The organism is Candidatus Phaeomarinobacter ectocarpi, assembly GCF_000689395.1.
Taxonomy (GTDB): domain Bacteria; phylum Pseudomonadota; class Alphaproteobacteria; order CGMCC-115125; family CGMCC-115125; genus Pyruvatibacter; species Pyruvatibacter ectocarpi.
This window is the reverse complement of the sequence record NZ_HG966617.1, coordinates 1,768,677-1,787,683: the sequence shown is the minus strand read 5'-3', so window position 1 is coordinate 1,787,683 and position 19,007 is coordinate 1,768,677. Positions and strand designations below refer to the sequence as shown.

14 protein-coding genes and 3 tRNA genes are annotated in these 19,007 nt (G+C 57.7%); 12 read left to right on the top strand and 5 right to left on the bottom strand.

Translation table 11 applies throughout. The features are described from left to right. Position 1 precedes the first annotated feature (1 nt). From hpnE to BN1012_RS16825, 3 genes are all read left to right on the top strand, one after another. Complete coding sequence (gene hpnE / locus BN1012_RS08615; RefSeq protein WP_043949309.1) at positions 2-1,267, top strand: hydroxysqualene dehydroxylase HpnE; 1,266 nt, start codon at positions 2-4, stop codon at positions 1,265-1,267. Positions 1,268-1,359: 92 nt separating this feature from the next. Continuing rightward, positions 1,360-3,315 (top strand): squalene--hopene cyclase, encoded by a 1,956-nt coding sequence (gene shc / locus BN1012_RS08610; protein ID WP_043949308.1) that lies wholly within the window; start codon positions 1,360-1,362, stop codon positions 3,313-3,315. A gap of 54 nt (positions 3,316-3,369) precedes the next feature. After that, on the top strand, positions 3,370-4,065 hold the full coding sequence (locus tag BN1012_RS16825) for a phosphorylase family protein (protein ID WP_052534868.1): 696 nt from the start codon (positions 3,370-3,372) through the stop codon (positions 4,063-4,065). On the opposite strand, the gene hpnH is transcribed toward BN1012_RS16825, so the two are convergent. Beyond that, positions 4,015-5,193, bottom strand: coding sequence for an adenosyl-hopene transferase HpnH (hpnH, locus tag BN1012_RS08600; RefSeq protein ID WP_043949307.1), 1,179 nt, complete (start codon positions 5,191-5,193; stop codon positions 4,015-4,017). The genes BN1012_RS16825 and hpnH overlap by 51 nt on opposite strands. A gap of 67 nt (positions 5,194-5,260) precedes the next feature. Beyond that, positions 5,261-6,271 (bottom strand): 4-hydroxy-3-methylbut-2-enyl diphosphate reductase, encoded by a 1,011-nt coding sequence (ispH, locus tag BN1012_RS08595; protein ID WP_043949306.1) that lies wholly within the window; start codon positions 6,269-6,271, stop codon positions 5,261-5,263. A gap of 421 nt (positions 6,272-6,692) precedes the next feature. Here ispH and ispG point away from each other — a divergent pair, with 421 nt between their 5' ends. From ispG to BN1012_RS08565, 6 genes are all read left to right on the top strand, one after another. Next, positions 6,693-7,862: a flavodoxin-dependent (E)-4-hydroxy-3-methylbut-2-enyl-diphosphate synthase gene (ispG, locus tag BN1012_RS08590; RefSeq protein ID WP_043949305.1), complete on the top strand. Its 1,170-nt coding sequence runs from the start codon at positions 6,693-6,695 to the stop codon at positions 7,860-7,862. Positions 7,863-7,874: 12 nt separating this feature from the next. Continuing rightward, positions 7,875-8,834, top strand: coding sequence for a polyprenyl synthetase family protein (locus BN1012_RS08585; RefSeq protein WP_244442883.1), 960 nt, complete (start codon positions 7,875-7,877; stop codon positions 8,832-8,834). Positions 8,835-8,864: 30 nt separating this feature from the next. Continuing rightward, positions 8,865-10,766, top strand: a complete 1,902-nt coding sequence (gene dxs / locus BN1012_RS08580) for a 1-deoxy-D-xylulose-5-phosphate synthase (protein ID WP_420887261.1) — start codon at positions 8,865-8,867, stop codon at positions 10,764-10,766. A 148-nt stretch (positions 10,767-10,914) separates the two neighbouring features. Then, entirely contained in the window at positions 10,915-12,231 is a 1,317-nt protein-coding gene (locus BN1012_RS08575; RefSeq protein WP_043949304.1) for a hypothetical protein, read from the top strand. A 182-nt stretch (positions 12,232-12,413) separates the two neighbouring features. Continuing rightward, on the top strand, positions 12,414-13,649 hold the full coding sequence (locus BN1012_RS08570; RefSeq protein ID WP_043949303.1) for a BtaA family protein: 1,236 nt from the start codon (positions 12,414-12,416) through the stop codon (positions 13,647-13,649). A 6-nt stretch (positions 13,650-13,655) separates the two neighbouring features. Further along, positions 13,656-14,294: an SAM-dependent methyltransferase gene (locus tag BN1012_RS08565; RefSeq protein WP_043949302.1), complete on the top strand. Its 639-nt coding sequence runs from the start codon at positions 13,656-13,658 to the stop codon at positions 14,292-14,294. Between the two features lie 19 nt (positions 14,295-14,313). On the opposite strand, the gene BN1012_RS08560 is transcribed toward BN1012_RS08565, so the two are convergent. The 3 genes from BN1012_RS08560 to rlmB form a co-directional block, all read right to left on the bottom strand. After that, positions 14,314-16,011, bottom strand: a complete 1,698-nt coding sequence (locus BN1012_RS08560) for a sulfatase family protein (RefSeq protein ID WP_081826296.1) — start codon at positions 16,009-16,011, stop codon at positions 14,314-14,316. A 62-nt stretch (positions 16,012-16,073) separates the two neighbouring features. Further along, positions 16,074-16,149: transfer RNA gene (locus BN1012_RS08555), tRNA-Thr, on the bottom strand. A 97-nt stretch (positions 16,150-16,246) separates the two neighbouring features. Then, entirely contained in the window at positions 16,247-17,212 is a 966-nt protein-coding gene (rlmB, locus tag BN1012_RS08550) for a 23S rRNA (guanosine(2251)-2'-O)-methyltransferase RlmB (protein ID WP_052534859.1), read from the bottom strand. A gap of 372 nt (positions 17,213-17,584) precedes the next feature. Between rlmB and BN1012_RS08545 the strand changes: the two genes are divergently transcribed. From BN1012_RS08545 to tuf, 3 genes are all read left to right on the top strand, one after another. After that, positions 17,585-17,669 (top strand) — tRNA-Tyr (locus tag BN1012_RS08545). 75 nt (positions 17,670-17,744) lie between these two features. Continuing rightward, positions 17,745-17,818 (top strand) — tRNA-Gly (locus BN1012_RS08540). A 192-nt stretch (positions 17,819-18,010) separates the two neighbouring features. Continuing rightward, positions 18,011-19,007, top strand: a 997-nt coding sequence (gene tuf, locus BN1012_RS08535) for an elongation factor Tu (protein ID WP_043949301.1), incomplete at its 3' end; no start/stop codon positions are given.

Genomic DNA, 19,007 nt, shown 5'->3' with positions numbered 1-19,007 from the left:
AATGCCCACAGTTCACATCATCGGTGCCGGACTTGCCGGATTGTCCGCGGCCGTCCGGCTTGAAGGCGCAGGCGTACCCGTGCAGGTGTATGAATCTGCAGGCCATGCAGGTGGGAGGTGCCGGTCCTATTACGACAAGACCCTCGATCACGTCATTGATAACGGCAATCATCTTGTCCTGAGCGGCAACAAATCCGCTTTGGCCTATCTGGATGCGATCGGGTCCAGTGACGCAATGTCCAGCCCTGACAAAGCTGCTTTCCCGTTTATTGATGCCAAGACGCGTGAGCGGTGGACGCTGAAGCCCAACTGGGGACCAATTCCTTGGTGGGTTGCCTCAGCAAACCGACGCGTGCCTGACACTCGCCTGTTCAATTACTTTTCAGGCCTGAAGCTGCCTTTTGCAAAGCCACATCAAACAGTTGCAGACCTGTTGCCGACACGTGGCACGCTCTTCCAGCGTTTCTGGGAGCCCATGGTGGTGGCTGTCTTGAACACGCTGCCGGAAAAAGGGTCCGCAAAACTGTTGTGGCCGGTGATGCGTGAGACCTTTTTGAAGGGTGAGCAGGCGTGCCGTCCTCTGACGGCCAAGAAGGGCCTCGGCTCGGCGTTCATTGACCCGGCGGTGCGGATGCTCGGGCGGACCAACCGCCCGGTTCAGTTCAACACCCGGCTTCGCTCCTTTGAACATGAAGATGGACGCATCACCTCATTGTCCTTTGGGGACAAGACGGTGACCGTGCATCCACATGATGCGGTCATTCTTGCCGTGCCGCCGCAGCGCGCGAAAGCTGTGGTGCCGGGTATCGAGGTGCCGGGCGAAGGCGAGACAATCATCAATGTGCATTTCAAGCTCAAGCGTCCGGCGCCACGACCAGACGGTGTCGGCGTTATTGGTTTGATCAATGCCCATGCCCACTGGGCCTTTGTGCGCGGGCATATCGTCAGCCTGACGGTCTCGGCGGCCGGGGATCTGGTGGATCGTCCCAATGATGAGCTTCTGCCGCTGTTCTGGGAAGAAACCCGTTTTGCACTTGGTCTGATTGATCGTGACTATGTTGCGGGCAAGATCATCAAGGAAAAGCGGGCGACGTTTGATCAATCACCTGAAAGTGTGGCGCGCCGCCCGGGCACCAAAACCGCGTTTGAAAACCTGCTTTTGGCAGGGGATTGGGTCGATACCGGGCTGCCAGCCACCATTGAAGGTGCCATCCGGTCCGGCGGAATGGCAGCGGATGTCGCCCTTTCCCGCATGGATGCGGACTAGGCCGTGAGGCCGTGCTTGCCGCAGCAAGCGCTGGCGCTCTATTATCGCGCTGCACAATTTTTTCAGACTAACTCTTGGATTGGGTACCAGCAGTGACTGTTGTTGAATTTGGTCCGTCATCTGACACCGATGGCGCAGCGGAGCGGCTGGCCCGCGAGGAGCTCATCAAGACGCAGGCTGACCAGTTGCTGGAAATGCAGCGTGACGATGGCCACATCGTTTTCGAGCTCGAGGCTGACTCAACCATTCCGTCCGAATACGTCCTGCTTCAGCATTTTCTTGACGAGGTTGATCCCGCCAAGGAAGCGAAGATTGCCAATTATCTCAAGCGTATTCAGAACGAAGACGGCAGCTGGCCGCTCTTTCAGGATGGGGACGGGGATATTTCCGCGACCATCAAGTCCTATTGGGCATTGAAGTTGACCGGCGAGGACATCGATGCGCCGCACATGGCAAAGGCCCGTGAGTGGGTGCTGTCGCGTGGCGGGGCGTCCAAAGCCAACGTGTTCACGCGCATCATGCTGGCCCTGTTTGCCCAAATCCCCTGGCGTGGGGTGCCGGTCATTCCTGTTGAAGTGATGCTGCTGCCAAAGTGGTTTCCCTTCCACATGTCGAAGATTGCCTATTGGTCCCGCACGGTGATCGCACCGTTGCTGATCCTGTGCTCGCTCAAGGCCGAGGCGCGCAATCCCACGGGCATCAACATCCACGAACTGTTTGTAACGCCGCCTGAGGACGAGAAGGTCTACAACATCAACCCGAACGGGACATTTGTTGGTGACTGCTTCCTGGTACTCGACAAGGTTCTACGCTTCTGTGAGCCGGCCTTTCCCAAGTCACTCCGCAAGCGGGCAGTCGACAAGGCTGTGGACTTCTTCACCGAGCGGCTCAATGGCGTGGATGGTCTGGGTGCCATTTACCCGGCGATGGCCAATTCAGTCATGGCTTATGACCTTTTAGGATATCCCAAGGACGACCCCAATTTGATGATCGCCAAGGAGTCCATCGAGCGGTTGCTGGTCGAGACAGATGAAGAGCTCTACTGCCAGCCTTGTGTGTCGCCGGTCTGGGATACGTGTCTGGCCTCTCACGCGCTGATGGAAGCGGGTTTTGAAGCTGGCGACAAGGAACTTGATGGCGCGCTGGACTGGCTCAAGGACAAGCAGATTTTGGATGTTGTTGGCGACTGGGCTGTGCGCCGTCCTGATGTTCGTCCGGGTGGTTGGGCGTTTCAGTACAACAATGACTATTACCCCGACGTGGATGACACAGCGGTTGTTGCCATGGCCATGCACCGCACGGGCAAGCCTGAGTACAATGAGAGCATTGAGCGGGCGGCTGAGTGGGTTGTCGGGATGCAATCCTCTTCCGGTGGCTGGGGGGCCTTTGAGCCTGAGAACGAGCATTTTTATCTGAACTCCATTCCCTTTGCAGACCACGGCGCTCTTCTTGATCCGCCTACAGAAGATGTGACAGCGCGTTGCCTGTCATTCCTGGCGCAGTTGGACAAGGACCGGTTTGCCAAGGAAATTGCGCTGGGCGTGAAGTATCTCAAGCGTGACCAGCAGGACGATGGCTCCTGGTGGGGCCGGTGGGGTGCCAACTACATCTACGGTACGTGGTCCGTTCTTTGTGCCCTCAACGCAGTGGGTGAGGACATGTCGGCGCCATATGTGCAGCGGTCTGTTGCATGGCTCAAGGCGCGCCAGCGCGCCGATGGCGGCTGGGGCGAAGATCTTGCTACCTATCATGAACATCGCAAAAGCGAAGTGCATGAATCGACAGCGTCGCAAACCGCCTGGGCTGTACTTGGATTGATGGCTGCCGGTGAAGTGGAGTCTGAGGAAGTCCGAAAGGGCATTGCCTATCTCGAGACCGCCAAGCGTGACGGTGCGCGCTGGGACGAGAAACTCTATACGGGGACCGGTTTTCCGAAGGTCTTCTATCTCAAGTATCACGGCTATGCCGCTTACTTCCCGCTTTGGGCCGTCGCCCGATACGAGAATCTGATGAAGAGCAATGACAGGCATGTCGCCTACGGCATGTAGCGACTGACTGCGGCCTGTTATCCAGGCAGCTTCTTCCTCCAAGGAACACACCCTATGAAACGGCTTGGTATCGTCTGTGGCGTCAAGGCTGAAGAAGCATCGCTTGGCGTGTTGCTGGATGATGCGGGGCTGAAGGTTGGCGTCTCCGGGGCATCATCTGCCAGAGCGGAAGACATCGCTCGAGAGTTGATTGAGGAGCATGGCTGCACGTCGCTTTTGAGTTTTGGCGTCTCCGGCGCCATCACCGACGCCCTGCGTCCCGGCGATATTGCTTTGGCTCGCGCCATCATCATGGGCGACGACACCCGGATTGAAGCATCGCGTGTGTTCATGCCGTTGCTTTCAGATGCGGCTACACGCGCGGGACTGGTTCTGCGACATGTGGATATGGCTGACGCGAGCGATGTCGTTTCAGACGAAGCGAGCAAGCGGGCGCTTGGCCGCCGCACGGGCGCTCATGCAGTTGATATGGAGAGCGGAGCGGTTGCGTTTGTGGCCCGGGAAAAGGGCATTCCCTTTGCGGCGCTGCGCGCCATCTCGGATGGGGTCGAACATTCCATGCCACATGCTGCCCTCGGGGCCATTGGGCCAGGCGGCGACATACGGGTGATGACGACTGTTTTGAGGCTGGCGCTGCGGCCGCAGGACCTGCCGGCGATGATACGTCTCGCCGCCGGCAGTTCGCGTGGGTTCAAGAGCTTAGGCCGCTGTGCCCGAGACCTTGTCCCGAGTCTTCTTGGGGTCATGTAGGTCTTTGAGCTTTTGCTCTTCGGCCTTCTTCTCAATCAGCTCGTCGTAGACATACACCGCTTTGCGCTGGTTGCTCAGGTCAATTTCCGGTGCAAAGTCACCTGATGTCTTGGGACCACGCAGGGACACCCACAGTGTCTTGAGCGGGTGGGCTGCGGCATCAGCGGCGGCTGTTGGTTCATACCCACAGTGCGCCATGCAGTCCGAGCATTTTTCGTAATTGCCGGTGCCGTACTGTTCCCACTCGGTTTCGTCCATCAGCTCCTGGAAGCTGGACGCATAGCCTTCGTTGAGCAGGTAGCAGGGACGCTGCCAGCCAAAGATATTGCGCGTGGGCATGCCCCAGGGCTGGCACATGTACTGCTGATTGCCGGCAAGGAAATCCAGATAGAGGGAGGAGTGGTTCAGGGCCCACTTCTTCTTGCCGCTCTTTTTGCGCTCTTCACCCTTGCGGAAGACGTCACGGAACAGGTGCTTGGTGCGACGGCGCTCAAGGAAGTGCTCCTGGTCCGGCGCGCGCTCATAGGCATAGCCCGGTGAAATGGTGATGGAGACGCCGATATCGGTGCAATAATCGAGATAGGCAGCCACCTGATCTGCGGTCATGTTGTCAAAGATCGTGGCGTTGACGTTGACCTGAAAGCCTGCGTCCTGCGCCGCCTTGATGGCTGAGATGGCTTTCTTGAAGACACCCTTCTGATCCACGGCCTTGTCGTGTTCTTCCTCAAGACCATCCAGATGGACGGAGAAGAACAGGTAGGGGGACGGCTTGAAGAGGTGCAGCTTCTTTTCCAGAAGCAGCGCGTTGGTGCACAGCGAAATGAATTTGCGGCGTGCAACGAGGCCTTCAACGATCTCACCAATTTCCTTGTGGATCAGTGGTTCGCCGCCGGGAATGGCCACAACAGGCGCGCCACATTCATCGACCGCATCAAAGCATTCCTGCGCTGACAGCCGCTTGTTGAGTATCGCGTCCGGGTAATCGATCTTGCCGCAACCGGGGCAGGCGAGGTTGCAGCGGAAAAGCGGCTCGAGCATGAGCACCAGTGGGTAGCGTTTGCGGCCCATGAGGCGCTGCTTCATCACATAGGCGCCAACCATTGCCATCTGTCTTACGGGTACGGCCACTTGTCAGTCACTCCTGGTTTTAGCTCGTTTGTCGTTCGGCGGGTCTTGGTGCGTAACGGGGAGGGTGTCAGGCACCTGCCGCGCGGGACGGTTCAGCATCATCTAGCAGTTCACGAGGTAATTTGAACGTCACATTTTCGCGGATCACATTGAGCGATTTTACCTCAACCTCGTAACTCGCACGCAATCTCTCGATCACGCCCTGTACGAGGGTCTCCGGCGCGGAAGCACCGGCCGTCAGTCCAATGCGTGTTTTGCCTTCAATCCAGCCATTTTCCATGGCATCGGCGTCGGCAATAAGGTAGCTGGGGATACCGATTGTCTCACCCAGTTCACGTAAACGATTTGAGTTGGAACTGTTCTTGGCGCCAACGACGAGAATCATGTCCACGTGCTTGGCCATTTCAGCCACGGCGGTTTGCCGGTTCTGGGTGGCGTAGCAAATGTCGCGAACATCCGGGCCAACGATGGCAGGAAATTTCGTTTTGAGCGCCTCAATAACGTCGCGCGTGTCATTTACCGACAGAGTCGTCTGGGTAACGAAGGCGACCCTTTCGGGGTCTTTCACTTCAAGTCCCGCAACATCTTCGGGTTCAGAAATGACCTGCACCTTACCGGGAATGCGCCCCAGCGTGCCTTCGACCTCCGGGTGACCAAGATGGCCGATCATCACCACGTCATAGCCTTCTTCGGCGTAACGTCGGCCTTCGCGATGAACTTTCGTCACGAGGGGGCAGGTGGCATCAATTGCTTTCAACCCACGTTCGCCAGCTGCTTCTTCCACGCGCTCGGCAACGCCGTGTGCTGAGAAAATGGCAACAGCACCAACAGGCACCTCGTCGACTTCCTTGACGAAGATGACCCCCTTGGCCCGAAGGTCATCAACCACATGCTTGTTGTGGACAATTTCGTGGCGCACATAAATCGGCGCACCAAAGCGCTCCAGCGACCGCTCGACCACATCAATGGCCCGCTCGACGCCTGCGCAAAACCCGCGTGGTTCTGCGAGCACAACCGTCATTACTGGCTTGGTGCGCTGTGTGTCTTCAGTGGGCTGAGTATCTGTCGTCGGTTCCATGTGTCTCAACAGTCTTTCGAGATAGAGGCCTAGCCGTCAAAAGGTTGCAGATTTGGGTGGCGTTTCCGCCTCAAACCCGTCAATGAATGTAATCCCCGAATATAGGGAGAGTGTGGGGGCTGACTTTGGTCAGTGCAAGTCACGGCCAGTCAAATTTCTTTAGCTTTTGCGGGCCTTAACCATAGTTTTGATGGGGCATTGTGGAAGCACCTCTCCAAACCGTTGCTGTTCTGCCACGACCTGAAAGATCACAGTTTTGCCAAGAAAAGTTGATTTGTGACCTGTCCCTTGTGCACAGAGCATATTATTTTACGACTTATGTATGGGTTCGCGCTGCGGCCATTCGCGGGTTTCGATCCGTTGCTGGTTACGCTACGTAAAATCTAAATACCGACCTTGGATCTGAATTGGAGCGGCAGCCTTGAGCAGCGTTCGACCCTACCGAGACATTTACCGGCGAGAGAGCCGCAAAATCCATGTGGGCAATGTCCCTGTGGGCGGCGATGCTCCGATCTCGGTCCAATCCATGACCAACACCCTCACGCCGGATGTTGAGGCGACCATGGAGCAGATCCGTGGTCTTGAGGACGCTGGTGCAGATATTGTGCGTGTGTCGTGTCCGGATGAAGATTCGACTGCGGCTCTCAAGCAGATTGTTGCCCAGTCGAATGTGCCGATCGTTGCGGACATTCACTTCCACTACAAACGCGCGATCGAAGCGGCTGAGGCGGGGGCGGCATGCCTGCGCATCAATCCCGGCAACATTGGCAACGCCCAGCGTGTGAAGGATGTGGTTCAGGCAGCCAAGGACCATGGATGTGCCATGCGCATCGGTGTGAATGCGGGCTCACTCGAAAAAGACCTTCTTGAGAAGTATGGCGAGCCTTGCCCGGAGGCGATGGTGGAGAGCGCGCTGGATCACGCGCGCATTCTTGAAGACAACGACTTCTTTGAGTTCAAGATTTCCGTCAAGGCGTCGGATGTGTTCCTGGCGGTGGCCGCGTATCAGGGGCTTGCTGAAGCCTGCGACTACCCGCTGCATCTCGGCATCACGGAAGCGGGCGGTTTTCAGTCCGGCACCATCAAGTCGTCCATCGGCATGGGCATGCTGCTGTGGTCGGGTATCGGCGATACCATTCGCGTCTCGCTGTCAGCTGACCCCGTCAAGGAGATTGGTGTCGGTTTTGATATTCTCAAATCCCTCAACCTTCGCCATCGCGGCGTGAACATCATTTCCTGCCCGTCCTGTTCGCGACAGGGCTTTGAAGTGATCAAGACCGTTGAAACGCTGGAGAAGCGGCTGGAGCACATCTCCACGCCGATGACACTGTCGGTGATTGGGTGCGTTGTGAATGGTCCGGGTGAGGCCATGATGACCGATGTCGGCTTTACCGGTGGCGGGTCAGGCAAGAACACCGGCATGGTGTATGTCTCGGGATTGGCGGACCACAAGATTGAAAATGATGGCATGATCGACCATCTGGTCGAGCTGGTAGAAAAAAAGGCAGCAGAGATTGAAGTGGAGCGCGCCAAGGAGGCCGCGGCCCTTGAAGATCAGACTGCCGAGAACCGCGTCACAGCGGCAGAGTAGGGAGCGCGCATTTTGACAATTGAAGCAGCGGCTCCGGCGACAACGCCAGGTGAGCCGCAAGCAGCTATGTCTGCCCCGGTATCAGGTACGCCTGTTGATCTTGACGGCCTGATGACCACGGCTGCCAAGTCAGTGTCGGACGAACTTGATCGACTCATTCCTGAAGTGGCGGGTCCGCGTGGACCCGTGGTGGATGCGATGCGGTATTCCGCCTTGTCCGGTGGCAAGCGCTTGCGCCCGTTCCTGGTCATGGAGAGTGCCGGCCTCTTTGGTGTGCCGGCTGCGCAGGCATTGCGTGTGGGGTGTGCTGTTGAAATGGTGCACTGCTACTCGCTTATCCATGATGACCTTCCGGCCATGGACGACAGCGATACACGCCGCGGGCGTCCTGCCGTCCACAAGGCCTTTGACGAAGCGATCGCGATCCTCGCCGGTGATGCCCTTCTGACTCAGGCCTTTGAGGTTCTGGGTGGGTTTGCAACGTCCCGCGATGCGGCCGTTCGTGCAGCCCTCGTGGTTGAATTGGCCAAATCTTCTGGCTCTGCGGGTATGGTGGGCGGTCAGATGATCGACATCTCACCAGCGCGCGAAACAATGCAGTATGATGCCATTGCAGAGCTTGAAGCGCTGAAAACCGGCGAATTGATCCGCTTTTCGTGCGTTTCTGGTGCTATTCTAGCGGGAACCGGCGAAGGTGAGCGGATGGCATTGGCCGGATATGCCGCAGATCTGGGACTTGCATTTCAGGTTGCAGATGATCTGCTGGATGTGACCGGTACGGAAGAACAGGTGGGCAAGCCCGTTGGCCAGGATGACGGATTGACCACCTTTGTAACGCTCCTTGGCCTTGAGGGAGCGCGAAAGAAGGCCGAAGACCTGGTGGAGAGTGCCTGTGCGCATCTGGCACCGTTTGGTGCCAGTGCGGACACGTTGCGTGCCGTGGCGCGTTTTGTTGTGGATCGCAATCAGTAGCCCGGCAGGTCCCGTGTTGTTTTGGAGAATATGAGAATGGCCGAAGGTCACGCCCCGATGAAGCAGACCGATTTCTTGAGCCGCATTGATATGCCGGCCGACCTGCGCCGTGTTGCGCCGGAAGACCTTGTGCATGTGTCCGACGAAGTGCGGCAGGCAGTGATTGAAGCTGTCTCGCAAACCGGTGGCCATCTGGGTGCGGGGCTCGGCGTGGTCGAGCTGACTGTTGCACTCCACTATGTGTTCAATACGCCGGACGACAAATTCATCTGGGATGTGAGCCACCAGTGCTATCCGCACAAGGCTCTTACCGGGCGTAAGTCACGTCTCAATACGCTGCGCACGGGTGGGGGGCTTTCTGGCTTCACGTCGCGTGCTGAAAGCGAGTTTGATCCCTTCGGCGCCGCGCATTCCTCTACCGCGATTTCAGCAGCGCTTGGCTTTGCGGCCGGGCGTGACTTCATGAAACGCGACAACCAGGTCGTTGCCATTGTCGGTGACGGCGCCATGTCTGCGGGTATGGCTTTTGAGGGCCTCAACAATGTCGGCTCTGAGAAGCGCCGCATGGTGATCATCCTCAATGACAACCACATGTCGATTGCACCGCCTGCAGGCGCCTTGTCGGATTATCTGACAGAGCTGCGCGGCTTCATGCCCGATGAAGCAACGCGAGACAAAGGCATTGCCGAAGAAGGCCTCCCGAGCTTTGTTGACCAACCCACCATGTTTGATGATCTGGGCGTGCCCTATGCGGGGCCGTTTGATGGTCATGATGTGGATGAAATGGTTCGTGTGCTGACGGCAGCGCGCGACCATGATGGCCCGATCCTGCTGCATGTGATCACGCGCAAGGGTAAGGGATATGCACCGGCGGAAGCATCTGCTGATTGCTACCACGGCGTCTCGAAGTTCAACATTTCCGATGGCAAGCAGGACAAGGTAGCGCCCGTTGCACCCAACTACGCAAAGGTTTTTGCCGACGCGCTGATCTCAGAGGCGCAGCGGGACGAGCGTATTGTAGCGGTGTCGCCTGCCATGCCTGATGGCTCAGGTCTGACCAAGTTTGGCGAAATGTTCCCGGAGCGCCATTTTGACGTGGCGATTGCCGAGCAGCATTGCGTGACGTTCTGCGCCGGTATGGCGGCAGAAGGCATGCGCCCCTTTGCGGCGATCTATTCCACATTCCTGCAGCGCGGCTACGACCAGGTCATTCATGACGTGGCGATCCAGAAGCTGCCGGTCCGCTTTGCGATTGACCGCGCCGGTATGGTGGGTGCGGACGGTGTGACCCATCAGGGCGCATATGACGTGGCGTTTCTTGGCTGCGTGCCGGGCATGACCATAATGGCCGCGGGCAACGAAGCTGAACTCACAGACATGGTCGCGACCTCGGCTGCTTTCGATGAAGGACCCATTGCATTGCGCTATCCGCGCGGTGAAGGGGCGGGCGTCGAGATGCCTGAGCAGGGGCGCATCCTCGAAATCGGCAAGGGCGTGGTCCTCCGCGAAGGCAGCAAAATTGCCATCCTCAGCTATGGCGCCCGCCGTCAGGATGCGCTGGCCGCCGCAGACAAGCTGGCTGCCATGGGGCTGTCAGCAACTGTCGCTGATGCGCGGTTTGCGAAACCGATTGATGATGACCTGGTGAAGCAGCTGGCCACCAACCATGAGCTCCTGATCTCCGTTGAAGAGGGATCAATCGGCGGCTTCTCGACGCTGGTCTATGACAGCCTGGCCCGTCAGGGGCTGGATACAGGCAATGCCCGGTTTGTTCCGATCTTCATGCCTGACATCTACATTGACCATGACAAGCCTTCGGTGCAGGTAACAGCCGCAGGTCTTGATGCAGCGGGCATCGTGATGCGTGTGCTTGATGCACTTGGCATTGACGAAAGCCGCGCTGTCGCCGCTGCGGGCATTGGTGCCGAGTAGCGGGAGCGGCGTTGCGACATTCGGTTTGTTCAATCAAGCGGCATGTGCACGCTGGATGCGCGCCTAGATTGAAAATACCATCGTCGTAAACAGGGCGTTAACGGTTCGTGTGGCTCACTAGGGTGTTCTCATGCGTCCGGGGCCATCTATGGCAAAGTCAAAGAAACTGTCAGCCGAGTCCTGGGAAGATGCGCTTGCGCAGCATCTTGCCGGCGGCACAGGTGCGTCCGCCAAGCTGGGTATTATTTCCCTAGGCGCTGTGCGTGATGCCATCGGTCCTGACGACTGGCCGCGCATGGAAGCCAAGGTTACGACGGCAGTCGAAACGGTCATCGGTAAGCTTCTCGACCCTTCAGACACAGTTATACGGACGGGCGATGAGACCTATATGGTGCTCGTTCGATCTGCCGACTTTGAAACCGCATCAGCGAAGATTGCCGAGGGGTGTGATGCGCTGGCGAAGCTGTTTTTCGGCAAGCAGATGGATGTGGCTCTGGGCTTTGAGGCTGAGGTGACGGAGGTCCTTGCGCCGGGCAGCACAAAGAAACCCAGAACTCATAAAGTTGTTGGCGATGGCTCCCGCAAACCGGGAAGTCGAAAACACGTGTCAAGTGCAGGCCGCGGTAAGAAGTCCCGGAAAGCGGATAAGAAGCCCAAGCCCGACATTGATCAGGCGTTTGATGTATTTAGTTTTCTGCCTGTTTGGGATGCGCGGCATGAGGTTTTGAGCACGTACTGTGTTGGAATCTGGGAAGGTAAGAACCCATCCAGCCAGCATGAACTGCATACGCAGTTTCGCATGGATGATACTGACGCCCGAATGGTTGCTTATGATACGGCGGCGTTGAAGGCCGGTGTCATGGCTCTTGAAAAACTAGAAAAGCGTGGTCGCAGCGCCCTTATAATTGCTCCGTTGAGCCACACGACCTTGCAGTCGGTGTCCGGCAGAGCTGCTTATGCCGAAGCCGCGCGGTTGATCCCCAAACGATTGCGCAAATTTATGGGTATCCGACTGCTGGACATTCCCATCGACAAGTCGCCCCACGTCCTTGAAGACCAACTTGCCACCCTCAAAGGTTTCTTTGGCAACATCGTGCTTATTCTTGAGGGGTGGGATGTAACGCGAAAGGCTTTGGCGGCTACGAATGGTGTCACCTCTGTTACCTTGTCCCTGCCTGAGAAGCCGCGACTTAGGGCCACCGCGCTTGGGCAATTGGGTGAGTTTGTTCAACATGTGAACATGAGCAAGCGTGCCGCCAATGTGCACGGCGTATCTACAAAGAACGAGCTTAAGACTGCGGTCAAAGAGGGGACTTTTTATGTCACCGGACCAGCTGTGGGACCTGTGACACAGAAACTGAAGCCAGCGTTCGAATGCCCGCACGATAGCTTGCCGCTCAAATCAGCCAAGGCAAAATCGGCGCGCCGTCGGCCGCAAAAGGTGCCTGCGTCTAAGGTTGGCTAACTTTCTCTTCTTCATGTTGCTACGTCTGTAAATGTGTCACGGCTTCGATGTCATCCTGTGACAAAAGCGTCATGGCTTGCCTGCTACTGACCGAGATCACGAAACTTAGTGATTCATCCCGGCGGCACGCAGGCCCTGTCGGTTGTTGATAGGCATGGATTTTGGCTTGCAAGGAGTTCACCTTGCCGCCTTCATCAATCAAGCAAACCCGTCAAAACCTTCAATCCGCTGTCCATCAAAACGACGCCGCGTCGCGCGCCGGTTTTCTGGAGCGGATGTTCACCTTCGCCTTCAAGGGGCTGGTCTATCCGCAGATATGGGAAGACCCTACGGTTGATCTCGAAGCGTTAGCGCTGACGCCGGACTCGCGGATGCTGACCATCGCATCGGGCGGGTGCAATGTGCTGTCCTATCTGACGGCAAACCCAAGAGAAATCATCGCGGTTGATCTCAACCGTGCTCATCTTGCGCTGACGCGGCTGAAGCTGGCGGCTGCACAAGGGATGCCGACATATGAAGCCTTTTATCGGTTCTTTGGGGAGGCGGACGCCAGAGCGAACGTCAATGCCTACAAGCGTTTTGTGCAGGAGCGTCTGGATAAAGAGAGTCGCAAATACTGGGAGGGCCGCGATCTGATGCTGCAGCGGCGCATCTCACTGTTCTCCCGCGATCTATATCACCATGGCTTGCTTGGGTACTTCATCGGCGTGGCACACTGGATGGCTCGCCTTCATGGTACGGATCCACGTCAGATTGTCTGGGCCCGGACGATTGACGAACAGCGGACGTTTTTTGATACGGCCCTTGCACCCCTGTTTGATCGTCGCCTAGTGCGTTGGGTGACGTCCAAAAAGATGTCTCTTTATGGTCTTGGCATTCCCCCGGCCCAGTACGAGGCCCTTGCTGCTGATGGCAATGGCGACATGGCTGCTGTTCTCAAGGCGCGGCTGGAGAAGCTCGCCTGTGGTTTTGAGATGAAAGACAACTATTTCGCCTGGCAGGCGTTTGGGCGGGGATATGCATCCGGCCCGTCCGGCCCGTTGCCGCCCTATCTGCAGGCAGATCACTACGCTGAAATCCGCGACCGTGCCCACAGGGTGAAGGTTTGCCATCGCTCCTTTACCGAACAGCTCACCAAGGAGCAGGACGCGGCACTTGATGCCTATGTATTGCTGGATGCGCAGGACTGGATGACGGATGCCCAGCTCAATGAGCTCTGGGCTGAGATCACCCGCACGGCGCTGCCTGGTGCGCGTGTCGTGTTCCGAACAGCAGGTGCTCCTTCCATCCTGCCGGGCCGCGTTGATGATGCCATCCTGGAACGCTGGGACTATCGGGCCGAGGAGAGCCTGGACTACTCCAAGCGCGATCGGTCAGCGATATATGGCGGCATGCATCTGTATGTCTTCAAGGGCTGACGCCGCATGAGTGATGTGACATCTCCGACCGGCGATCTGATGGATTCCATCTATCGTTATCAGCGCCACATTTACGACCTGACCCGCAAATACTATTTGCTGGGTCGGGACCGTGTGATCCGTGAGCTCGAGCCGCCTCAGGGTGGGTGTGTGTTGGAAGTGGGCTGCGGTACCGGACGCAACCTCATCAAGGCGGCGCGGCGCTATCCCAATGCGTTGTTCTTCGGTCTCGATATCTCAGAGGTAATGCTCGAGAAGGCGCAACTTGAAATCGACCGGGCAGGGCTGGGGGAGCGCATCAGGCTCGCGCGGGCTGACGGGTCTGACTTCGACCCACAAGGTCTGTTTGGCCGTCCAGATTTTGATCGCGTGTTTTATTCTTACAGCGTCTCAATGATCCCGGCCTGGGAGCAGGCTCTGGCGTGTGGATACGCTGCCACAGCAGACAATGGCCGAATGCTGGTCGTCGATTTTGGCCAGCAGGAAAAACTGCCTCGCTGGTTCAGCCGCCTCTTGATGTGGTGGCTCAAGCAGTTCCACGTCACGCCGCGGTCAGGTTTGGATGCCGTCGTTGGATCGTATGGACGGGCACGGGTGACGCCATTGTTGGGTGGCTATGCCCAGTTTGCAGTTGTCAGCCGCTGACCATCGGCTCGTGCCCCGACTATTCCGCCTGTATGTATTGCGTTGGTGTGCTTTCAGCATAGCCGTAGCGGATGGCTTTCGCCGTGATACTCATGCCTGACGCAATTTCGATAGGGCCTGTGTAGAGATGCCAGAGCGGGCTCTCACCGACCTGATACCCAATGGATGCGCCCTGGGTCGCTGAACTAAGGATCAGACTTCTGCCGCTTTCCGAAAACACGACAGGTGCGGTTTCGGGCTGTTGCATGTCCGGCCACATGGCCTCAATCATCTCGGTTTCGGGAATGCTTGAGAGGTCGACAGTGTCGGCCGCAAAGGCGTCATAGGCGGCGCGCATTCTCGTCAGCGTGTCGGCATGGGCCGAGTCTGCGGCAAGGTTCTGGATTTCGTGCGGGTCTGCGACTGTATCGTACAGTTCTTCTTCCGGGCGTGGGGTGGCAAAAGATTGTGCCTGTGTTGGCGTCAGGCTGCCTTCCTCATGAAGCCGCCAGAGTTCCTGCATTGTCGGCAGCTGGTCTCGGAAATTGAGCGGCTGAAAGAACGGGAGATCGGTGCGGTAGTTGCGGATATATTTCCAGCGCTCATCGCGAATGGCGCGTTGATGTTCGAGGGTGCCGTCGAACCGGTCTGATCCCGCCACGATGTATTCGCGCGGGGTATCGGATATTTCGGTAAACAGCGGCTGTCCCCGGGCGTAGTCGGGGATATCGACGCCGGCCAGACTCAGGAAGGTTGGGCCGATATCCACAAAGCTGACCAGCCTGTCGTGTTTGATCCCGGCATCCCGGTGATCAGGCAACCGCACCATCATGGGCACCTTGATGCCGCTGTCATAGATCGCTCGCTTCATACGCGGAAAGCCGTCGCCATGGTCGGTTGTGACAACCACAATGGTGTTGTCCGCAAGCCCGTCGGCTTCCAGATCATCCAGTAGTCTCGCCAGCCGTTTTTCTGCAAAGGCAATGTTATCGTAGTGGCGCGCGATATCGGCGCGAACGACCGGCGTATCCGGCAGGTAAGGCGGGACGTCCACATTGTCGGGATCCGTCACTTTCTCCTTGCCGGAGAGCGTCCATAAATTCCGTAAGCGGACGATATTGACCAGGGGGTTCATCGAAAACGCATCTGTGGGCCAGATGGTGCTTTCATGGGTCTCCAGGATGTTGACCATGGCAAAGAAAGGCTTGTCGTCCGGGCGGCCTCGCCAGGGATGTTCTGCCGCCTGATCGTCCCAGATCGTAAATGGCTCGCCGAACTGATAGTCGGTCTTTCCGTTGTTTGATGTGTAGTATCCGGCTTTTCGCAGGAGTTCCGGAAAGGCTTTTACCTCAGCTGGTGGTGCTGCGTCGTAGGAGATGGGGCCGCCCGACGAGAGAAGAGCCGAGGGTGACCGGGTGCGCATGTGCTGGGTGCCCAGGGCTTGTTGATGCACGCCTGTAATGAGGGACGAACGGCTAGGGGCGCAGACACCTGCTGTGGTGAACGTATTCGCGAACTGCACGGATTCTGCTGCAAAAGCATCCAGCACGGGTGTCGTTGCAACGGCATCCCCAAAGGCACCGATGCGTGAGCCCATGTCTTCGAAGACGACGAACAAAAAGTTCGGCCTGCTGCCCACGTCAGGGCCGCCTGTACTGGATACCGGCGTGCCGGCCAGTGCGACTGAGCACCAGACCATCGCAAATACCGCGCAGATTGCGCGTGTCACATGGTGCATCTTTTAGATCTCCCGCATGCTTGGAACGCCATTGTGCAGGATTTTGGGGATTTCGGGAAAAATGGTGCCGGCTGAGAGACTTGAACTCCCGACCCCCTGATTACAAATCAGGTGCTCTACCAGCTGAGCTAAGCCGGCACACATGACTCAAAGGCTGTTCGCCTGAATCGCGGACGGTATAGCGTGCAAATCGGCCTCTGGCGAGACGGAAATCCACACTTTTTGATTTTGGTGCTTATCCGCGCTGGCGGCTGATCTCGTAAAGGGCCACGGCCGTGGCATTTGATACGTTCAAAGACGCGAATCCCGGCTCGCCGGGGATTTTTGCCAGCAGGTCGCATCGTTCCGCTGTGAGGCGGCGCAAACCTGCGCCTTCAGCACCCATAATAATCGCAATCTTGCCGGTCAGGTCCATCTGGGCGAGTGATTTGTCGCCGGTGCCTTCCAGGCCCACGGTGAACCAGCCCTCAGACTGCAGCACGGCAATCGCCTGCGCCACATTTGGCACCTGAACCAGCGGCATCTGTTCCACGGCGCCGGAGGCGGCCTTGGCCAGTGTGCCGGTAATGGGTGGGGAGTTGCGGCGGGTGACGATGACGGCGCGCGCGCCAAAAACAGCGGCGGACCTCAAAACGGCTCCGACATTCTGGGGATCCGTGACCTGATCCAGGATCACCAGCGGCTTGGTTGGTTCGCCGTTCTCGTCGGCTGCATTGGAGGCACCGAGGATATCAGCCAGCACCGGATCGGGCAGGGGGGCCACGCGCAGGGCAATGCCCTGGTGGACTGTGCCGGGCGCGAACATGCGGTCCATGTCCTTGCTGTCGGCTTTTTCGATCTGCAGGCCACGCTGGCGGGCGGGCTCAGCAATGGTTTCGCTGCCGTTTTCGGTGGCGATCAGGCGAAGCAGGCGACGTTTGGGGTTCATCAGGGCTGCGCGCACTGCATGGGCGCCGTAGAGCCAGTCCGGCCCGTCCACGATCTGCTGGGAGGCCTGACGGGGGCGTCCGGCGTGTTGGCGGCCTGAGCCTCCTGCGTTGCTCCGGCCTTCTCCGCCTTTGCCACCGGTGCGCTTTGCACCTGATCGCTGCGGGCCTGAGCCGCGCCGATTGCTGCGATTGCGGTCACCGCCGGCATTTCCGCCGCGTCCCGATCTGCCTGAAGCAGGCCGTTTTGGCCCTGAATTTCTGTCATCACTCATAGGAGCGCTCTACCGGTTAAAATGCGCCGCTGCAATCGGTTCAAGCGGCCGGAAGGGTCAATTTTTGGCGTGTGTGGCTGGATGGGTGCGCAGGTAGGAGCTGCCGGGGCTGAATTCAGGCGGTTTGGCCTTCATACCGGCATTGACAGGAGGGGGCAAAAACGCCTATTTCCTCGCCACCAGCGGCGCTTCGGACCGTTGTTTCCCATATAAGCGACACTCTTCAATATGTCGGCTTCTCCTCCAGGTAGGCCGAATGAGATGGATTGTCTGTTTTTGCCGGGAAACATTGAGCTGAACATGTGTTGCCGGGACTTCTTGAAGGACCTTTGAAATCCTCGTGTTTGGGGTGCTCCTGGGTGGTTGGTTTAAGGAGGGATGCCCGAGTGGTTAAAGGGGACGGACTGTAAATCCGTTGGCTATGCCTACGTTGGTTCAAATCCAACTCCCTCCACCATCCCCTTCGAGAAGACATGACGACTGTTTGGTGTTGGTATGCTCTTATGTGACCCAACACACAGGCTGGTTCCGGGCGGGTGTAGCTCAATGGTAGAGCAGCAGCCTTCCAAGCTGACGACGAGAGTTCGATTCTCTTCACCCGCTCCAGCTTGGGCTGGGCACCCAAATCCGGGCTGGTTTTGAGCCCCGACCTATCCGGGCTATTTCGAGCCCAAATGAGATGAGACTGATTTCGCGCCGCTGCTGTTTCCAGCGCCGGCACCACTACTGGCAGAGCGACCCGGCCAACCAGGTGACAGGTCGCAGATTTGATCGACGAATAAGAGGTCCGAGAGAAAAATGGCCAAGGAAAAGTTTGAGCGCAACAAGCCGCATGTGAACATCGGGACTGTTGGTCACGTTGACCACGGCAAGACGACGTTGACAGCAGCGATAACGAAGGTGCTTGCGGAGCAGGGTGGCGCGGAGTTTTCGGACTACGCCGACATTGACAAGGCGCCTGAAGAAAAGGCGCGTGGCATCACGATTTCAACGGCGCACGTTGAGTATGAGACGGAAAACCGTCACTACGCCCACGTTGATTGCCCAGGCCATGCTGACTACGTGAAGAACATGATCACGGGTGCCGCGCAGATGGACGGCGGCATTCTTGTTGTGAACGCAGCTGATGGCCCGATGCCTCAGACCCGCGAGCACATTCTGCTTGCCCGTCAGGTTGGTGTGCCGGCGCTTGTTGTGTTCCTGAACAAGGTTGATCAGGTGGACGACGAAGAGCTTCTGGAACTCGTTGAAATGGAAGTGCGTGAGCTTCTGTCTTCTTACGACTTCCCGGGCGACGATATCCCCATCATTGCGGGTTCTGCTCTTGCAGCGCTTGAAGGCCGTGATGATGAAATCGGCAAGAACAAGATCCTTGAGCTGATGGCTGCGGTTGATGAGTACATCCCGACGCCGGAACGCCCGAAGGATCAGCCGTTCCTGATGCCTGTTGAAGACGTGTTCTCAATCTCCGGCCGCGGCACGGTTGCCACGGGTCGTATTGAGCGCGGTGTTGTGAATGTTGGCGAAGAAATTGAAATCGTCGGCATCAAGGACACCACGAAGACGACAGTTACGGGCGTTGAAATGTTCCGCAAGCTGCTCGATCAGGGTGAAGCTGGTGACAATGTTGGTTGCCTGCTGCGTGGTGTGAACCGCGAAGACATTGAGCGTGGTCAGGTTCTGGTACATCCGGGTTCTGTTACGCCGCACACAAAGTTCAAGGCAGAAGCCTACATCCTGACGAAGGATGAAGGTGGTCGTCACACACCGTTCTTCACGAACTACCGTCCGCAAA